Source organism: Psychrobacter urativorans, from assembly GCF_904846695.1.
Lineage (GTDB): Bacteria > Pseudomonadota > Gammaproteobacteria > Pseudomonadales > Moraxellaceae > Psychrobacter > Psychrobacter urativorans.
The window spans coordinates 30995-48839 of sequence record NZ_CAJHBR010000013.1 but is presented as its reverse complement, the minus strand read 5'-3'; the positions used below and the strand labels follow the sequence as shown (position 1 = coordinate 48839).

Genomic DNA, 17845 nt, shown 5'->3' with positions numbered 1-17845 from the left:
TCGATGGTTGTGCTGATTGAAGTGCTCATTCTGCTGGCATTTATTGAACTATTTTTAATGGTTTTAAACCGTATCTTAGTAAATAATCCTTCGATACTCTATGATAAATCCATGATTTCTTTGTTACGCTTAAGGCATATTAATGGCCATCTGCGGAGCAACAGCCTTGTCAAAAATACCTAGATTTCGTTTGCATGTTGGCTATTTTCTGTCAGCTATAGTTCTATTTTTGCTCGAAATAGTGATAGCTAACTATAGCACTGGATGGGTGAGAAGTTATTTTGGTGATATTTTAGTCATCATGCTGATATATAGTGCCCTAATGACTGTTGTTAAGCTAAATAAGCGGTTAGTGGTTTTGTTTACCCTTATATTTGCCTGTAGCATCGAGTTTAGCCAGTATTTTAAACTGGCAGAGTTACTCGGTTTTAAACAAGGAGGTGTGGCCTATACGCTATTAGGCAATACTTTTAGCATAGAAGACTTAGGGTGCTATCTGATCGGAGGTATTATAATTTTGCTATTTGAAACTGTTTTTGTAAAAAGCACTGCTTTAGTTAGTAAAGGCTAACAACATTAGCTAGTAGTACTAATCGCCTTTTTACAAGTTTCCGTAGTTAAAGTCACATCTGCAATAGCTTTGTCGTCTATATCACGATAAGAATAAACTAGTTTATGGTTATTTGCTTGCATATACTTAGCAGGATAAAAGGATTTTATACATAAATTCTTTAGGTTGCCGGTTGAGGATAGCCATTGTTTCATTTCTGCTAATTCATCGGCAGGCAAGGCGAGCGTTAGACGGTAATCAAATCGACTATAGAAAGGGGTAGTCACTACAGCCGTATTTTCGACCAAAATATTGACTTTAATTGGTAAGGTACTAGCGAAATTATCTTCTGCAGTTTTAAAGAAATCGTTAACCAAAGTCATGTCTTTATAAACGTAATTGGCATCAACAGCATTTATCCTAACTAAGCCTTGATCAAAAGCTGAATCGGCGAATACTTGGCTAGACAGAAGCAGTCCTATCGTTATCACTAAGACTTTATTCATATAAACCTCGCTATAAATTTGCAATAAAGTAAGCACTCGACACTAATAATGCTATAAATCAATGCTGATAAATACTTGGTTTTGTAAAAATGCTGCTAGCAGAGGGGCAAATACTAACGTGGCTAGAGTCATTAACGTAACTAAAATAGCTAAAATAGCTAAAATAGCTAAGTGCTTTTTAAAATGACCATCTAAATGAATAGCTTGAATTTAGTGTTCTTGTCAGCTGTTTCATAGTGTTAGCAGATCAAACAATTAGGCGGGATGCCAGCATAAATAGTTCAATTAAATTTAATCACGGATCAGAGGAGCGGCTGACTTTCTATACATAAATAACAACACCTCAATTGCCGTTAAAACGTTATCATCATCGTATTTCTATAAACTAGCAGATAACAGCCAAACAGCTATCGTGCTAACTGTCTAAGTTGAGTGAGCAATGAGCAGACGCGACCTGATTATATTTTTAACTCTGTCCTTTATGTGGTCGATATCCTTTATATTTTATCGAATAGGTGTCCCTGAATTTGGCTCGTTGGCTTTTGCCGGTCTACGAGTAATATTTGCAGGGCTAGTGATGATAGTATTTTTATTCCTGAGTCCAAAAGATCGAATAGGTATCCGCAAAAAGTGGAAGGTGCTTACCATTGTAGGTCTATTCTCTGCGGCTATCCCCTTTATGCTGTTCTCTTTTTCAGCGCAGTCAGTGAACGCAGGGGTATTAGCGGTACTCAATGCTGCTGTACCGATGATGAGCGGCTTTATTGCGAGTACTTTTTTTAATGAGAAGCTGGCTAAAAAGCAAATATTAGGGCTAATTATTGGGGTTATAGGTGTAGTGATTTTGATGAGTGAGAATCTATTTGCTGAGCAAGGAGCAAATGGCTTAGGCTCAAAACTGCTACCGATGGGCTATGCTTTATTAGGTGCAGTAGGCTACGCAGTAGGAGCCAACGTCACTAGAAATTACTTAGAGGATATCTCACCAGTAGCTATCACCGCAGGGTCGTTAATTATTGCCAGCTTAGTGATGCTACCCGTAGCTATTTACAACTTTCCCTATGGGGCAAGTATTAGCTTAAGAGCGTGGGGTTCAGTGATTTGTATTGGCGTATTTTCTACCGCAATTGCGCTGGTATTTATGAACCAACTTATTAAAAGTATCGGCCCGATGCGCGCTACTAGCATCACGTTAGTGATTCCTATTTTTGCCATTGTCTTAGGTTATTTTCTACTAGGTGAAGCACTAGATATTGGCGCTATTATTGGTTCAGTAGTGATATTGATTGGTACTTATTTGTCGCTTAACTTATCTTTTAACAGTTTGGCTAAGTCGTAATTTGGCTAAGTCGTAATTTGTCTTAAGCTAATAGAAAAAGCCCGATCATAATGATCGGGCTTTTTAAATGCTTTGATTCTAATCATTGCGTTCTAACATAAGTAATCTAATTAATATAAGCTTTCTATATTAAGTTTTTTACTACTGCTTAACGAATGTTATCACCATAAGTTATGATTGGTTTAGCTAAACGATAGTTAGCAGCTGCACTTTTGGCACCCATAGTAGCGGCGATAAAAGTAAGCAAAGCACTGATTAACCAGAATAAACCACTATATAAAGCTGCTTTACGAGCAACTTCTTCAGCTTGTTGTAAGCCGTTATCTAAAGTTTGCTGAGCTTCAGCAACATACTGCTCAGTTTTAACTTTATATTCAGTGAATGACTGTTGAACTTCAGTACGAACTTCAGTTGCTTGCGCTTCAGTTAGGCCTTCAGCTTGCAGACGGTTCACTAATTCAGGACCTTTTAGCGTAGCTTCGATTGATGCCATACGGTTTTTAGCATAGTCATCAATGTTGCGCCAAGTATCGATACTAGTGAAGTCCATCTCTTTAACTTCGTTCTTAGTCTTGTTCAGCATATCGTCTAATACATTAGTCGTTGCTGCAATTTGTTTCTCATTCAAGTTTTGAGTATTTTTAGCAACCAAAGCATTGATATCTTCTTTGCTAATATTACCAGATACTTTTTGGTAAACGTCTTGCGCTGACTGTTGTACTTTTTCTACAGTACTATCAGGTGCTGCAACGGCTGCAGTACCAGCTGCTGATGTACCAGCGGCTACTACGCCACCTGCAGTTTTAGCAACTGTGCTTACAGTACTACCTACTGCATTACCAGCTGTAGCTAAAATACTAGTAGCGCTACTCATGGCAAAGAAAGTAGTTAGCAGCACGATTAGGGCTGCAGTAAGCATACCTGTCAAGCTAGCATCTTTAGGATCGATATCAGTACCATCACCGAATAGAGCTTCTGGAGCTGAGAATTTGATAGCAAAATAACCCGCTACAAAAGCGCTAACTAAAGCAGTGATTGCAGCATAAATACCACCAGCAATACTACTGCCCTTTAAATCAAAAGGTAAAAATGAGCTTAGAACTAAAGCTAAGGCAATCATTGCCATAACCACTATCAAGCCCATTACCAGACCAGCAATTACACCGCGCCATGATGGGCGACGTTGTGGTGAGTAAGTTTGTATCATAGATGTTCCTCAGTGTTATATAAATAGTATGAAATGATAGGGATCTTTTCCCATATTTACATACGTTAAAATGATTATTTTAATTCATTCATTTCAGCATATTAACAACAATAGTCTGCTGTACGAATATTCGCTAATAATAGTCAATAATGTGAATTATTAATAACACTGTTAAGTAGAGAAACACTAGTTTTGTGTATATAGCAGTAAGTTTGTGTGACAAATTAGAGTTAATGTAAAGTTATGTGGGTACTAAGTTAAATTCGTTAACTATATGATATTTATGATTTTAAGCTATCTCACTCAAACCCCGAAAAACTTGCTACATCACTAATAAAAAAGCTCATGGACAATAGAGGTGAATAAGCTTTTTTTATGTCCTAACTGCTAGTATTGTAAGCACAGCCAACAAGTCCTCCTCGATGTATTCAGAGGTATCCTTAGCTTGTAAGCTTACGATTGTTTGCTAGTAACAATACTACGATTAACGCTAGTTAGTACTGATAAATAAACATCAAAAAAAAGCCCAATCACTAAGTAGTGATTGAGCTTTTTAGAAGTGCTACTTATTAGTCTAATCTGATGCTAAGAAAACAGCTCTAAGCAAAAGTGCTAATAAGTGACGCCGAATAGTGGCGTCCCCAGGGGGATTCGAACCCCCGTTACCGCCGTGAAAGGGCGGTGTCCTAGGCCTCTAGACGATGGGGACGCATAGAGTGTTATAACCAAAAAGGCTACAACGGTACTTCACAATATCAGAGTGCTTATCTATGAATAGAAAAAGCCTTGCCTAGGTGCTGATACTGTCCTACTAGCGATATTTATATAGTCGAGACTAAGATAAATAGATGGTGGAGCTAAACGGAGTCGAACCGTTGACCCCTTGCATGCCATGCAAGTGCTCTACCAACTGAGCTATAGCCCCTCGCTAAGAGTGTGCGTATTTTAGGGAATCACAGAGATGTTGTCAACACCTATTTGAAGATTAATTGATAAATAGTGAAATAAAAGTGAAGAAAGCAGTTTTTAGTAGCTTAACTACAGCATAAGGCTGGATTTTAGCCCTAATCGATAACCAATATCTATCCTCTTGCAACATTTGCAGTGTTTAGCTAATCATCAATGTGGCCATCTAGCCTAATGATCTGAGTCTAAAATCTCTAATCCTCAGTTAATAATTCATTTAATAGTGCTTTGGCAAGATTCTGTTATGAAATAGACCGTATGCTGTCGTTATTTCAGTGTTATTAGCAATTATTAGCAATTATTAGTAAGCTCAGTGCATTTTTTAGCACAAAAATTATCTAATGGTTATTCCTCTATCCCAATAAGCAAGTTTCGCTATCGTCTTAACGGCATTGATTACGGCATTGATTACGGCATTGATTACGGCATAGATTACGGTATGACTATTTAGCTTGAGTATGCTTTTGCAGGAAATCAGGGATATCGTTAGCTTCTCTTGTACCTCTAGCCAACCACTCAGCTTGCCATTCTGTAATTCTCTCGCCTTTGTGGTGAAGGTAGACCCCTCGTGAGGGCTGATCGACCCATTCAAGCTGTCTGACTAAGGCCACGGGTGTCTCTGCGTTTTGAATAGTAGCAGCGAACGCTAAAGCTTGCTGATAGGTGGCAAAGGCACGGTAATAATCATGGTGATTGCTATTGCTAGCGTTATTTTGCTTATAGTCATCAGTATCTATAACTTCTGTAATGCTATTAGAACAGCACCAAACCCTATACTCTAAGACTTCATCAAAGAAATAACCACCGCCCGAATCAGCATACTCATCGTATTCTCCGACTAGACTAGGGTCTATAGCTGCTGGATAGGGCATGAGTAATCTCTCAGTGTGTAAGTATAAAAAGAACGTTGAATATTGTTTGACGATGAAGTGCCAAGAAAAGTACCTAGCTTAATAATTGCAAATTAACGTGGATTTTGCTTGATAGCGATCTCTTTAATGGCTTTATCAGTAAAAAACTCTTCTTCGGTATTATCTGAGAAAATAATGGCACAACATTCAGTGGGAATATATTGCCCAGCATTTTGTCGTACTGTGCTTATACCTTTGAAGCCAACTATGTCAGATTCTTTTAATCGATCTACATCATGATTGGTATAGTTACAGTAGGCGGTATATATCCACTTTAAGTCTTCAAAGTCTTGACCAGTTGTGAGGATTAGCTTGGCATCGTATAGCTCTTTGACGATTGCATCATAGTATTTTTGCGCTTCTTTTAGGGTGTTAAAGACATAATCTTTGCTTTCTATGATAACGGTTTTGGCGGCCATATTTATTTCCAATTGAGATGTTAAATAAAGAATCGGTATGAGCATTCAAATGCTGGGATTAACGTAAAAAGGGGCCAGTATTAACATGACCCCTCTTTTTAACTAACTATGTCTTCAATTAACTAGGCCGTTAACTGATAGTTAAAGCTATTCTGCTGCCAAAAAATCAGGTAAGTCCGCAGCCGTTTTCTCAAGCTTTTTCAATTTTTTCTTACCTAGACCGCCAAGGGTATCTACCGCATGACGCAGACGTATTAACGTCATATCAGCACCAATGATCCACATAGAGTTCATCACTGGAGTCGATGAGGTGCTACCAGCAATAGCGATAAAGAACGGAGCGATAAAGTCGCGCATTTTGATATCTAGCGCTGCCGAGAGGCCTTTGATAGTAGCGTAGATATTGTCTTCAGACCAAGTAGGCAAGGCTTCAAGCTGCCATATTGCTAGCTGTAGCAATTCTATAACTTGCTCATCGGAGAGCGTCTTATGGCTGAAGTCTTCGGCTTTGATCGCCGGTAAGTTTTGGAAGTAGAAGCCACCCCAATTGACAGCATCAGAAAGCAGCTCAATACGAGGTTGAATGGCAGCTGCCATAGCAGTAAGTTTGTCGCTATTATTAGCCCAATCAAGGATTCTGTTCTTCAGCTCCTCTGGCGTTAGCGCCCGTAGCCACTCAGCATTGAGCCAATTAAGTTTTTCGGTATCGAAGATAGGGCCGCCAAGCGAGACACGTTGAATATCGAAGCTGGCTATCATTTCTTCTAAACTAAATTTCTCAGCTTCATTCGGCATTGAGTAACCCATACGGCCGAGGTAGTTTAGCAAAGCTTCAGGTAATACCCCAGCATCACGATAGTAAGTGATAGAGGTTGGGTTTTTACGCTTTGACAATTTTGACTTATCAGGGTTACGTAACAACGGCATATGACAGAGTACCGGCATCTCCCACCCAAAGTATTCATACAGCAGCTGATGCTTTGGCGCAGAGTTTAGCCACTCTTCACCACGCATGACATGGCTGATTTCCATTAAATGGTCATCGACGACGTTAGCTAAATGGTAAGTAGGTAAGCCATCAGTCTTTAGTAGCACTTGCATATCGACTTGTGCCCAAGGGATTTCAACAGTACCCCGTAGCATATCGTCAACTTTACAAACCCCTTCGCTTGGAACCCGCATACGGATTACAAACGGCTTGCCATCGCTTACCATCTGATCAGATTCTGCACGTGACAAATCAGCATAACGACCGTCATAGCGGGGCGACTCACCTCTAGCCATTTGCTCGCTACGCATCACATCAAGCTCTTCACTAGTACAAAAACAACGGAAAGCATGATCGTTATCAAGCAGCTGCTGGGCATGTTGTTTATAGATATCGGCACGCTCGCTCTGACGATATGGGGCATGTGGCCCACCAACATCAGGGCCTTCCGCCCAATCAAGACCTACCCAACGCAGGGCGTCCAAAATCATTTGTTCAGACTGCTCAGTAGAGCGAACTTGGTCAGTATCTTCAATACGTAGAATAAACTCGCCGCCATGAGCTTTAGCAAAGGCTAAGTTAAATAGCGCAATATAAGCGGTGCCGACATGCGGAAAGCCAGTAGGAGAAGGAGCAATTCGGGTACGTACAGGGCGGTTGGAGGTGGCAGTAGGATTAGCTTGGGTCATGATGGCCTCAGATGTATTATTATAAATAAAAGAATATCGCTGAAAGAATTTTATTGCAGCAAGCGAATAGCGTAAAATATCGCTCTAGTATAACAGACAGATATAATATTTTTTTCGAAAACAATAGATGGCGCTTGACTACCAGTGTATCCTTGCGATAATAACACTAGGCAATTCTTAAGCCATTTATTTCTATCTAATTTTTACTATTAATGGCCTCATTGGTCGTCATTTATTGAGTTATTTGTGTCATTATCTAAGTCTCAGCTAGACCCTAAGTTACCTCCTTCATCAGCCACTGATGTCTTGGATTCGTCGACCACGACTACTGCACCGACAGCTGATATGGCTGCGCTGGATAATTTGTCGTCGGCTAATACAGTAACGCCCGATGAATTAAGCTTTAATCATGATGCGGTATTATTATCAGAAGCTGTAGCGGCAGTATTAGGGGTCAAGTCTTTACCCGAAGACAGCCTGCAAGCTACTGGTATCTATGTCGATGCGACTTTTGGCCGTGGTGGTCATAGTCGATTGTTATTGAGCCAACTGGCAGATGATGCGCGGCTGATTGTCTTTGACAAAGACCCGACCGCTATTAGCGTGGCGCAAGCGTTGGCGAGTGAGGATAGCCGAGTAACGGTTATTCACGACAGCTTTGCCAGCTTAACCACCAGCTTAGCCGCTCTGGGTATCAGCCAAGTGGATGGGCTGATGGCCGATTTAGGCGTATCCTCACCACAAATTGATGATGGTAGTCGTGGCTTTAGCTTTATGCGTGATGGCGCAGTCGACATGCGCATGGACACGAGCCGTGGTCAGCCAGTTTCAGCATGGCTGGCAGATGTCGATGATGAGACTTTAGCCAATGTGCTTTTTGAGTTCGGTGAAGAGCGTCACAGTCGCCGTATTGCGCGTGCGATCAAGGAGATGGACAGTTATACTTCTACCTTGGCGCTGGCTGAGACCATAAAAGTGGCGCATCCTAACTGGCAACGTGGCAAGCACCCAGCGACTCAAAGCTTTCAGGCGATGCGGATATTCATTAACAACGAGCTTGGTGATGTTGATAGCTTTTTGCAACAAAGTATTGCAGTGGTCAAAGCGGGTGGACAGCTGGCAGTGATTAGTTTTCACTCGCTTGAAGATCGCCGTATCAAGCAGTTTTTGCAGCGTCATAGTAAAGGTCAGTATCCCGAGGATGAGCAATTACCCATAAGGCCTGATCGCCCCCGTTATTTTAGTAAGCCAAGACGTGTTGGCCCCAGTAAAGCTGAAGTGGCTGCTAATCCGCGTTCGCGCAGTGCTTGGTTACGTGCCGCTACTCGTACTGATACCGTCGTCAATCCTACAGAAGATAAGCAGTAACTAGCAAAGGGTAGTGAGTAATAGTTAGCTAGTGATTAGCAATTAGGCAGTGATTGATTCTGAATGACTACGCTACTGTTAAAAAGCTGTAAATATTGGCTGCTAGGCTTTGAGCGGGTTGGTTTTAGGTTTTACTCAGTAATGGTTATGAAATTGTTATTAACAACGAAGGTAAATTGTATAGATATAAATACTCTTTATCATCGGTGTGATGACTGACATTTTTATTATTGCGACTGTCTATAACAATGATTGTTATAGACAGTCGCAATAATCTTTTATATTTAAGTTCACTTTTTTGAGATCGTCATGGCACTATCGGGTAAACCTAGCAACCAACACAAGGCCGCTGCAGCGGCAACGACTGATGTCGGCGAAATATTCGCGCAGCGCTTTAACGTGGTCAGTATTTATGTGGTGTTGCTGCTATTATTGGCAACGAGCATCGTCTGGAGCGGTATAAAAACTGCCGAGGGGATTCAACAATATCATCAGGATTACAAAACCTTGCAAGATATGAAAAAGCAACAACGCAAACTACAAGTTGAGCATCAGCGCTTGCTCATTGAACAGCAAACCTTTAGTGCGACGCCGCAGATTGCTAGTCGTGCGGTTTCCGAACTTAATATGTACACCCCAACCCTTAAAGACAAGCTCATTATCCAGTTAGGTGCTCCAGTAGCAACGGCCGAACCTAAAGCCAGTGCCCCTGTAGATACAAGCACAAAAGCTAGTACTACTGATGATGCTGCAGTAGCGGAGGTCGCTCAATGAGTGATAAAACAACCAAAACTGGCAAAGCATCTAGCAGCAAAGCTACCGCTGGCAAAGTCATCAAACCTTTGCGCCGCGCTAGTAGTGCTAAAGCTGATAATAGCACTGGAAATAAAGCCTCGGCCTCCAAAAGCACGGCTAAAACTAACTTAAAAAATCGCTCTGCTAAACTAAACAGCCGTCTAAAAAACGATAGTACAGCGGGCGCTTATACTAGTGTTAAGAACCGTAAAAAAATTGCTTTTAATAAAGCCTCTGGTGCCTCGTCACGTGGTGGTTTTGAGAGTGATAAAAACCGTTTTCGCACTATCTGGGGCATTGCGCTATTCGTCTTAGTTGCGCTAGTAGGCCGTGCCTATTATTTGCAAGTCGCTAACGCTCAGTTTTATCAAGATAAAGGTAATGAGCTGATCACTAGTGTGCGTACGCAAAAGTCTTACCGTGGCATGATTACTGATCGTAATAATTTGCCACTGGCGGTTAGCGCTCCTTTAGCTACGGTCTCTTTTAGCCCGCATGATTATGCACAAGAGTACTATGAGCTAAAACGCATTATCATTGAAAATAACGATCATCCACAGATGCAAGCTCGCATGCAAAAGCGTCTAGACAATATGGATTTAACACCGCTAGCGGTCGCTGCTAATATTCCATTAGAACAGCTGAAAAAGTCGGCTGCTATTGATCCTAGCGTTGATGCGACCGACGCTGCGGCGGTAAAGGCAGCTTTACCTTCAGGGGCCGGTTCGCATTATTTACCGCTACTCAATAAAGTCACTCCTGAAATTGCGCAGAGCGTTACTAGCCTCGACTTCCCTGGAGTATACGAGAAGAACTTCTTCCAGCGTTATTACCCACAGCCGCAACCCAATTCGCAGCTGTTAGGCTTTATGGGGCAAAATGTCGATGACCCTGAAGGCGGTTATGAGGGTAGAGCAGGTATTGAGCGTCAATACGACAGCATGCTAGCGGGCAAGGATGGCAAGGTGCTGATCCTAAAAGATGCCAAACAAAACAGTTTAAGAGAGCTTAAGCAAATTGAGCCTGAAGTACCGGGACAAGATGTAGCTTTGACTATCGATTCGCGTTTACAGTATTTGCTTTACAAAGAGCTAGAAAAAGCTGGACGCTTGCAACAAGCTCGGTGGTCGACCGGTATGATAGTGGATGTGCAGACTGGCGAGGTATTGGCTTTATCGACATGGCCGTCGTTTAACTCTAACAACCTTAACGAGATGACTGGCGAGAATCAGCGTAACCGAGCGTTACTCGATGTCTTTGAACCCGGTTCAGTAATGAAGCCCTTTACCGTTGCTGCCGCTTTAGATTCAGGCAAATATACGGCCAGCTCTCTTATTGATACTAACCCTGGCTCCATCCGAGTCCCAGGCTACACGATCCGCGATCATAACAATTTGGGTACCATAAACATGGCTACCTTATTGCAAAAATCAAGTAACGTGGCCTCTACTAAAATAGCTCTATCTTTACCTGCAGATGCCATAACTAATATGCAGCATCAGTTTGGCTTTGGCGCAAAGACCCCCCTACAGTTTCCAGGGGAAGGCGCTGGTTCAGTAACTACGCCAAAAGAAAACGAAATCGCTCGCCGTGCTACTGTCAGTTATGGTTATGGCCTGCAAGTAACTTTGGCACAAGTAGCCCAAGCCTATGCTGCTTTGGCTTCAGGTGGCATAATGCATCCGCTAACCTTGAGCAAAAATACTACCCCATTGCCTAGTAAACGTATTATGGAACGTGAACAAGCGATGGACATCGTAAAAATGCTAGAGGCGGTCACTGAAATAGGTGGTACAGCAAAAGCGGCGGCTATTGATGGTTATCGAGTAGCGGGTAAAACAGGTACTTCACGACGTATCAATCCTGACGGTGGTTATTATACGGATCAGTACCGTAACGTCTTTGCTGGTATGGCTCCAGCTTCTAATCCGAAGCTAGTAGGGGTAATCTTAATCGAAGATCCACGCGGTCAGATTTATGCCGGTTTAACCGCAGCACCAGTATTTCACAATGTAATGAAAGAGGCGCTGCGTCTGTACAATGTACCTCTAGATAAACCTTTGGAGACTAAGGAAGTCAGTAACTAACTAACTGGCTTCGCTAACAGCAGGTTAAAGCAAATATAGCCTTATATTAGGTTGCTGGGTTTTGTTTAAACATTAAACCCAGAATTTGCTATTGCTGTTATTTTTGTATATTGTTTTTTTAACTTATTTTTTGCTTAATTTTCTATGGTGTCTTTTTAACAGACGCTGTTAACGTCTATTTTCTCACTTGTTTAGGATCTGCTCATGACTGATTACGCTCATAACGCTGTGACTTTGCAGCAGCTTATCGATAATAACCAGACTAGCAAGCAGCAGCTAATAGCCTTAAGTCAGCTGAATGACTATGCAAATTCAATCACTGATATCCCTTTTGTTCAGCTACGTCTGGACAGCCGCCAAGTCACTGCTGACGACGTATTCGTATTATTAGCTAGCCAAACTCAGTCCTATGAAGCCAGTTGCCGCTATCTGCAGCAGGCCGCTAAATCGGCAGCTTTTATCTTATCTGAAATTGAGCCCAGCACTTTACTTAACACTAGCAGCTTGGTGACAGCGACTGCTGATCAAGCTAGCAGCTCGCAAGTTGACAATCATCAACTCACAGCTCAACAGCAATTGGCTGAACTGGGTTGTCCCGTTATCTATGTGCCTAATATTCGTGAGCTGCTAGGTGACTTTGCCCAAGCCCTGCTACAACACTCGCAGCCAGTCAAGTTGCCTACTGTGGTGGCTGTTACTGGCACTAATGGCAAGACTACTATCAGTCAATTAGTGGCGCAATTAGGTCAACTTGCTACGATGAGTAGTGCGGTCATGGGTACGGCAGGAAATGGTAGACTTGGCGCCCTAGTACAAGCTAGCCATACTACGGGCGATGCTTTAGCGGTACAGCAGTTCCTACATCAAATGGGTAGTGAGGGTGTCGAGCTACTAGCACTAGAAGCCAGCTCGCATGGACTAGATCAGCAGCGCTTGCAAGGTGTGCCAGTTACGGTCGCTATTTATACTAATCTTAGTCGTGATCATCTAGATTATCATGCGAATATGGAAGAGTACGTCGCTGCAAAAGCTAAGCTATTCAATAAAACTTATTTTCCGAGCTTAACGCACGCTATTATCAATAGTGATGATGAGCATGCGCAAGTGATGCTTGATACCGCGCATGCTAGCCAATTAATAGTTTGGACTTATAGCTTGCAGGCTTCAGCCTCAGCTACCTTTGTTGCCGCTAGCATTAAGCCCAGTTTGCAAGGCGTTGAGATTGATTTAGTCAGTGAGTTTGGCAATATCAGTATCGTCAGTCCACTATTAGGCCGCTTTAATGTCGCTAATCTATTGGCTGCTATCGCGGCGGTAGTGGCGCTTGGTGTAGATATTGAACAGCTAGCCTCATTAGTAGCGCAGTTACAAGGTGCTGTTGGGCGTATGCAGCGTATCGCATCAAATGATGGCTGTTTTATCGTTGATTATGCTCATACCCCAGATGCGTTGACCCAAGTCCTTGATAGTCTTAGAACTCATTGTACTGGTGAGCTGTGGGCAGTGTTTGGCTGTGGTGGTGATCGCGATACTGGCAAGCGACCGCTAATGGCGCAAGCTGGTTTAGCTGGTGCTGATAGAGTGATATTGACAGCTGATAATCCACGTACTGAAGATCCTCAGCAGATATTGCAAGATATGCAAGCGGGCATGAGTACTGAACAATATCAGCGCACTCATATTGAGGCGGCGCGTAAACAAGCGATTGAGTATGCGGTCAGTCATGCTAGCGTTGATGATATCGTGGTGATTGCTGGCAAAGGTCACGAAACCTATCAAGAGATTCAAGGTGTGCGCCATGATTTCGATGACACTGTGGTTTTAGCAGAAGCTTTGCAACGAGCTGGACGACTGTCATTACCGACAGCAGCAAGACTATAAGCCGCACCTTAAACGGGGCTATAAATACTGCTCTTATGCACAGCCGTATTTTTGTGATAAATAGGCCCTAATTTTTCAACCGCATCACTATATAAGATAAGCCGCTACCTAAAGGTAATTACTATGACAGCCGATAACAATAATATTATACAGTCGCAGGGACTTTATGTCTGGCAAGCCGACAATCTGCTGGCAGCAACAAACACTCTCAACAGTCATTGGCAGCTACCTGGAACCCAGAATTCTACTGAGAATAAGGTGACTAGCAACCGTATCGCTACTGATACTCGTACTATTAATCAGGGCGATATTTTTTTAGCCTTGACTGGTGATAATTTTGACGGTCATGACTATATTAATCTAGCCGCTTCTAAAGGCGCTGTTGCCGCTATCGTATCACGACCAATATCGACTACTATTCCACAGTTGGTAGTCAGCGATACGCGTTTGGCTTTTGGTCAGATGGCCGCTCATCGTCGTCAGCAGCATAAAGATTTGACGGTTATCGCTATCACAGGATCCAGTGGCAAAACCACTTGTAAAGAGATGCTAGGCAGTATCTTTGGCCGTCTGGCCCCAACTCTAATCACTCGCGGTAACCTCAATAATGATTTGGGTGTACCGATGATGTTGCTTGAGTTATCTGATCATCATCGTTATGCGATTATGGAGCTCGGAGCCAATCATATCGGCGAGATTGCCTACACGACCGAGATAGTACGTCCTGATGTTGCTTGTATTCTCAATATTGGCACTGCACATCTAGGAGAGTTCGGTAGTCGTGAAGGTATCTGTCAAACTAAGGCTGAAATCTACCACACTTTGAATGCTGATCAGTACGCTATCGTGCCTGATAATGATGACTTTGCCAACCAACTGCGCCGGATTGCCGAGACCCATACAAGCCACGTAATTGGCTTTGGTAATACTGATGTTAGTGCCAGTCATCTCGATGTCGAGCCTGAGCGTAGTGAGTTTCAGCTCCATATTGGTACGCAAGTACAAGCTATCAGTCTACCGTTAGCCGGTGAGCATAATGTAAGTAATGCTTTGGCTGCTGCGGCTTGCGCTCATGCGCTTGGTGTCAGTATCGATGACATCGTTATTGGCTTACAGAATTCGCGTCCTGCTAAAGGTCGCTTAAATAGTCAGCTGTTGGGTAATCATCGACTGCTTGATGATACTTATAACTCTAATCCGCACTCTGTACGTGCAGCAGCCAAAGTATTGGCGGCGCAAACCGGTACGCAAATATTGGTACTGGGGGATATTGGTGAATTGGGTGAGGCGGCTGTCAGCGAGCACCAAAGCTTAGGTCGGAGTATCGCCACCATTGGTATCGATGTGCTGCTATGTGTAGGCGAGTTCGCTAGCTATACGGTGGCGGGCGCGCAAGAGATCAGCGCTAACGATGCCAATGCACTAGCATTTGCGGATAAAGACAGCTTGCTGGTGTATTTACAACAATATTTACAAGTGCAACAAGCGCACCCTTGTACCGTGTTATTCAAGGGCTCGCGCTTTATGGAAATGGAAACACTTATTGACGCACTAGTAAAGGAGTAGGCGGTGTTAGTTTGGTTGTTTGAATGGCTTAGCCAGTATTATTCACCGTTTTCTGCGGTATCTTCTTTAACCCTACGAGCACTGCTTGCTGTGGTGACAGCGCTTGGCCTGAGCATGGCTTTAGGAGGTCGGGTTATCCGCCATTTGCGTGCTCTTAGATATGGTCAAGCTATTCGTAATGATGGGCCGCAGTCGCACTTAGCTAAGACTGGTACACCAACGATGGGCGGGATATTAATTTTAGCGTCTATCGGCATATCAACTCTGCTGTGGGCCCGGTTGACTAATCCTTATGTGTGGATACTGCTAGTGGTGATGGTTATCTTCGGTGCCGTCGGTTGGACGGATGACTGGTTAAAGATCAAGTATAAAGATCCTAAAGGCTTAATCGCTCGCAAAAAATATTTTTGGTTGTCGATGGGTGCCTTATTCGTTGGCATCTCTTTGTATTATATTGCGACTCTACAGCCGGATGTATCAACTACAATGGCGATGCAGGATTTATTATTACCAATATTTAAAGACTGGGTAATTCCTTTCTCAGCGCTGCCCTTAGGCATTGGCTTTATTATTTTTACCTACTTTGTAATCAACGGCTCCTCTAATGCAGTCAATCTAACCGATGGCTTAGATGGTCTAGCGATTTTGCCCGTAGTATTAGTGGCAGCAGGGTTAGGGGCGATGGCTTATGTCTCAGGCGATGTCAGATTCTCCGAATACCTGCATGTGCCTTATATCGCCTATAATTCTGAGTTGATTATCGTTTGTGGCGCTATGGTCGGTGCTGGTTTAGGTTTCTTATGGTTCAATGCCCATCCTGCACAAGTATTTATGGGTGACGTCGGTGCACTAGCTCTAGGAGCCATGCTCGGAACTATTGCGGTAATGACTCGCCAAGAGATTGCTTTTGCTATTATGGGTGGTCTATTCGTCGCTGAAGCAGTGTCGGTTATACTACAAGTAGGCTCGTATAAGCTGCGTAAAAAACGTATTTTCCGTATGGCGCCTCTACATCATCACTTTGAAGAAATCGGTTGGAAAGAGACCCAAGTGGTGGTTAGGTTTTGGATTATTGCTATATTATTAGTGATATTAGGGCTGATGACCTTAAAGCTACGCTAAGCCAAAATTATATTAAGTTAATAGTATTGGCTGACCGTTGAAAAAGACTCTTTAATAAGAGTCTTTTTTTGCTTTAATAGAGCTAAAACTTATTATAGATTGGCAAGATTAAGCTGTTGTTAAGTTGGCTTGTTGCTAAGGTAATAGCCTATCTAAAAGCGTATCTAACCATTTTACTTTTACTTTTAAATCTTCTGAGCTTGGTTAGTTAACTAGAGTGGCTTTTTATCGCTTATCGGCTACGATATTTGTTAAAATGCTAGCTCTACTTCTATGACGCTGAGATGCTCGTGCCTTTATTTATTTGTCCAATTTGTCAATCGCCTTTGCAGCCTGCAGTTGATACTTGGCGCTGTGATGGTAGCCTAAATGCCAAGCAAACCTCTCACCCCTTTGATGTCGCACGCCAAGGCTATGTTAATCTATTGCCAGTACAACAAAAAAACTCTAAAGTGCCTGGTGATAGTCAGCAGTCTATTGCAGCGCGGCAAAGATTTTTAAACGCTGGATACTATCAGCCACTACGAGATTTAGTCTGTCAGCAGATGGAATTATTATTAGCTAAGCGCCAAGCGGCGCAAACATTGGCTAATGAGGATAATACAGATATTGATAATTATGCTAATACTCGCTGGTTAGACATCGGCTGCGGCGAGGGCTACTATACTCAAGCTATGGCACAGCTATTGGCTATCGATCAGTTGGTAGCAGCTGATATTAGTAAGTCGGCACTCATAGAGCTAGCAAAAGTCAGTAAGGCTAAACATATACTTTGGTACCAACAGCACCCTACAGATGTTAATCAGGAGAACAAAGATGAGCAAAAGAGCCTACAAAGCCAAGAAGATAACCAACAGCAGACGCCGCAAAAGACTGCTGTTTACCCAATCGTTACCAGCGCCGCTCATTTACCGCTACAAGCGCAAAGCATAACTGGTATTAGTAGTATCTTTAGCCCGATATTGCCCAAAGCTTTTGCGCAGGCTTTGCAGAGTGAAGGTTATCTGATTATTGCTAAGCCCGATGTCGGTCACTTAGCAACAGTACGTGAGGCGTTATTTGATGAAGTGCGTGAACATGATTCAGATAAGTTCTTACCGACTTTGGCTGCGTATTTTACCTTGCTAGATAGCCATCATGTCAGTACCAATCTCAGCTTATCGACAGCGGCATTAACTGATCTACTAACGATGACTCCTTATGCTTATCGTGCTCACGCTGAGAAGCGTCAGCAACTACTAGCGACTACTGAGACGACTGAGTTTTTGACGGAAGCAAAGTTTGTCATTTATATTCTACAAAAACTTGCTAGTGTAGAGGGTGCTGCTAACCCTTTATCCGTAAATGATGAGGAATCGATAGAGCATAGCTAGCAGCCTCGTATTTATCTAATCACTGGCGAAAATCAGGGCAGCGTATGAGGGTGTAGCTGCTCTGTTTATTATTGATTA

Annotated in this window: 15 protein-coding genes and 2 tRNA genes; 10 read left to right on the top strand and 7 right to left on the bottom strand. The window is 42.8% G+C overall.

Annotated elements, in window-relative coordinates; all coding sequences use genetic code 11:
• Nucleotides 1–142 precede the first annotated feature (142 nt).
• Complete coding sequence (locus tag JMY09_RS14820; protein WP_227677265.1) at nt 143–571, top strand: ribosomal maturation YjgA family protein; 429 nt, start codon at nt 143–145, stop codon at nt 569–571.
• A gap of 5 nt (nt 572–576) precedes the next feature.
• Here the strand turns inward: JMY09_RS14820 and JMY09_RS09560 are convergent, their stop codons facing one another.
• Nucleotides 577–1056, bottom strand: coding sequence for a hypothetical protein (locus JMY09_RS09560; RefSeq protein ID WP_201623362.1), 480 nt, complete (start codon nt 1054–1056; stop codon nt 577–579).
• Between the two features lie 439 nt (nt 1057–1495).
• Between JMY09_RS09560 and JMY09_RS09555 the strand changes: the two genes are divergently transcribed.
• The gene (locus tag JMY09_RS09555) at nt 1496–2395 is read left to right on the top strand and encodes a DMT family transporter (protein WP_201623361.1); all 900 of its coding nucleotides are present in this window, start codon (nt 1496–1498) and stop codon (nt 2393–2395) included.
• 148 nt (nt 2396–2543) lie between these two features.
• Here the strand turns inward: JMY09_RS09555 and JMY09_RS09550 are convergent, their stop codons facing one another.
• The 3 genes from JMY09_RS09550 to JMY09_RS09540 form a co-directional block, all read right to left on the bottom strand.
• Nucleotides 2544–3602, bottom strand: coding sequence for a hypothetical protein (locus JMY09_RS09550; protein ID WP_201623360.1), 1059 nt, complete (start codon nt 3600–3602; stop codon nt 2544–2546).
• A 633-nt stretch (nt 3603–4235) separates the two neighbouring features.
• Nucleotides 4236–4311, bottom strand: a tRNA-Glu gene (locus tag JMY09_RS09545).
• 140 nt (nt 4312–4451) lie between these two features.
• A tRNA-Ala gene (locus JMY09_RS09540) sits at nt 4452–4527 on the bottom strand.
• A gap of 354 nt (nt 4528–4881) precedes the next feature.
• Here JMY09_RS09540 and JMY09_RS09535 point away from each other — a divergent pair.
• The gene (locus JMY09_RS09535; RefSeq protein WP_201623359.1) at nt 4882–5019 is read left to right on the top strand and encodes a hypothetical protein; all 138 of its coding nucleotides are present in this window, start codon (nt 4882–4884) and stop codon (nt 5017–5019) included.
• On the opposite strand, the gene JMY09_RS09530 is transcribed toward JMY09_RS09535, so the two are convergent.
• The 3 genes from JMY09_RS09530 to gltX form a co-directional block, all read right to left on the bottom strand.
• Nucleotides 5012–5440: a hypothetical protein gene (locus tag JMY09_RS09530; RefSeq protein ID WP_201623358.1), complete on the bottom strand. Its 429-nt coding sequence runs from the start codon at nt 5438–5440 to the stop codon at nt 5012–5014. The genes JMY09_RS09535 and JMY09_RS09530 overlap by 8 nt on opposite strands.
• Nucleotides 5441–5532: 92 nt before the next feature.
• Entirely contained in the window at nt 5533–5898 is a 366-nt protein-coding gene (locus tag JMY09_RS09525; RefSeq protein WP_201623357.1) for a hypothetical protein, read from the bottom strand.
• Nucleotides 5899–6045: 147 nt separating this feature from the next.
• Entirely contained in the window at nt 6046–7575 is a 1530-nt protein-coding gene (gene gltX, locus JMY09_RS09520; protein WP_201623356.1) for a glutamate--tRNA ligase, read from the bottom strand.
• Between the two features lie 345 nt (nt 7576–7920).
• On the opposite strand from gltX, the gene rsmH reads away from it, so the two are divergent.
• The 7 genes from rsmH (at nt 7921) to JMY09_RS09485 (ending at nt 17767) form a co-directional block, all read left to right on the top strand.
• On the top strand, nt 7921–8943 hold the full coding sequence (gene rsmH / locus JMY09_RS09515) for a 16S rRNA (cytosine(1402)-N(4))-methyltransferase RsmH (protein ID WP_201623400.1): 1023 nt from the start codon (nt 7921–7923) through the stop codon (nt 8941–8943).
• Between the two features lie 309 nt (nt 8944–9252).
• Nucleotides 9253–9717, top strand: a complete 465-nt coding sequence (ftsL, locus tag JMY09_RS09510; protein ID WP_201623355.1) for a cell division protein FtsL — start codon at nt 9253–9255, stop codon at nt 9715–9717.
• Nucleotides 9714–11825 (top strand): peptidoglycan D,D-transpeptidase FtsI family protein, encoded by a 2112-nt coding sequence (locus JMY09_RS09505; RefSeq protein ID WP_201623354.1) that lies wholly within the window; start codon nt 9714–9716, stop codon nt 11823–11825. Before ftsL ends, JMY09_RS09505 begins: the two co-directional genes overlap by 4 nt.
• Nucleotides 11826–12029: 204 nt before the next feature.
• Complete coding sequence (locus JMY09_RS09500; protein ID WP_201623353.1) at nt 12030–13706, top strand: UDP-N-acetylmuramoyl-L-alanyl-D-glutamate--2,6-diaminopimelate ligase; 1677 nt, start codon at nt 12030–12032, stop codon at nt 13704–13706.
• 123 nt (nt 13707–13829) lie between these two features.
• Nucleotides 13830–15272, top strand: coding sequence for a UDP-N-acetylmuramoyl-tripeptide--D-alanyl-D-alanine ligase (locus tag JMY09_RS09495; RefSeq protein WP_201623352.1), 1443 nt, complete (start codon nt 13830–13832; stop codon nt 15270–15272).
• A gap of 3 nt (nt 15273–15275) precedes the next feature.
• Nucleotides 15276–16394: a phospho-N-acetylmuramoyl-pentapeptide-transferase gene (gene mraY / locus JMY09_RS09490; RefSeq protein WP_201623351.1), complete on the top strand. Its 1119-nt coding sequence runs from the start codon at nt 15276–15278 to the stop codon at nt 16392–16394.
• 284 nt (nt 16395–16678) lie between these two features.
• A complete protein-coding gene (locus JMY09_RS09485) occupies nt 16679–17767 on the top strand; it encodes a putative RNA methyltransferase (RefSeq protein ID WP_201623350.1) in 1089 nt (362 codons plus the stop codon).
• Nucleotides 17768–17845: the final 78 nt, after the last annotated feature.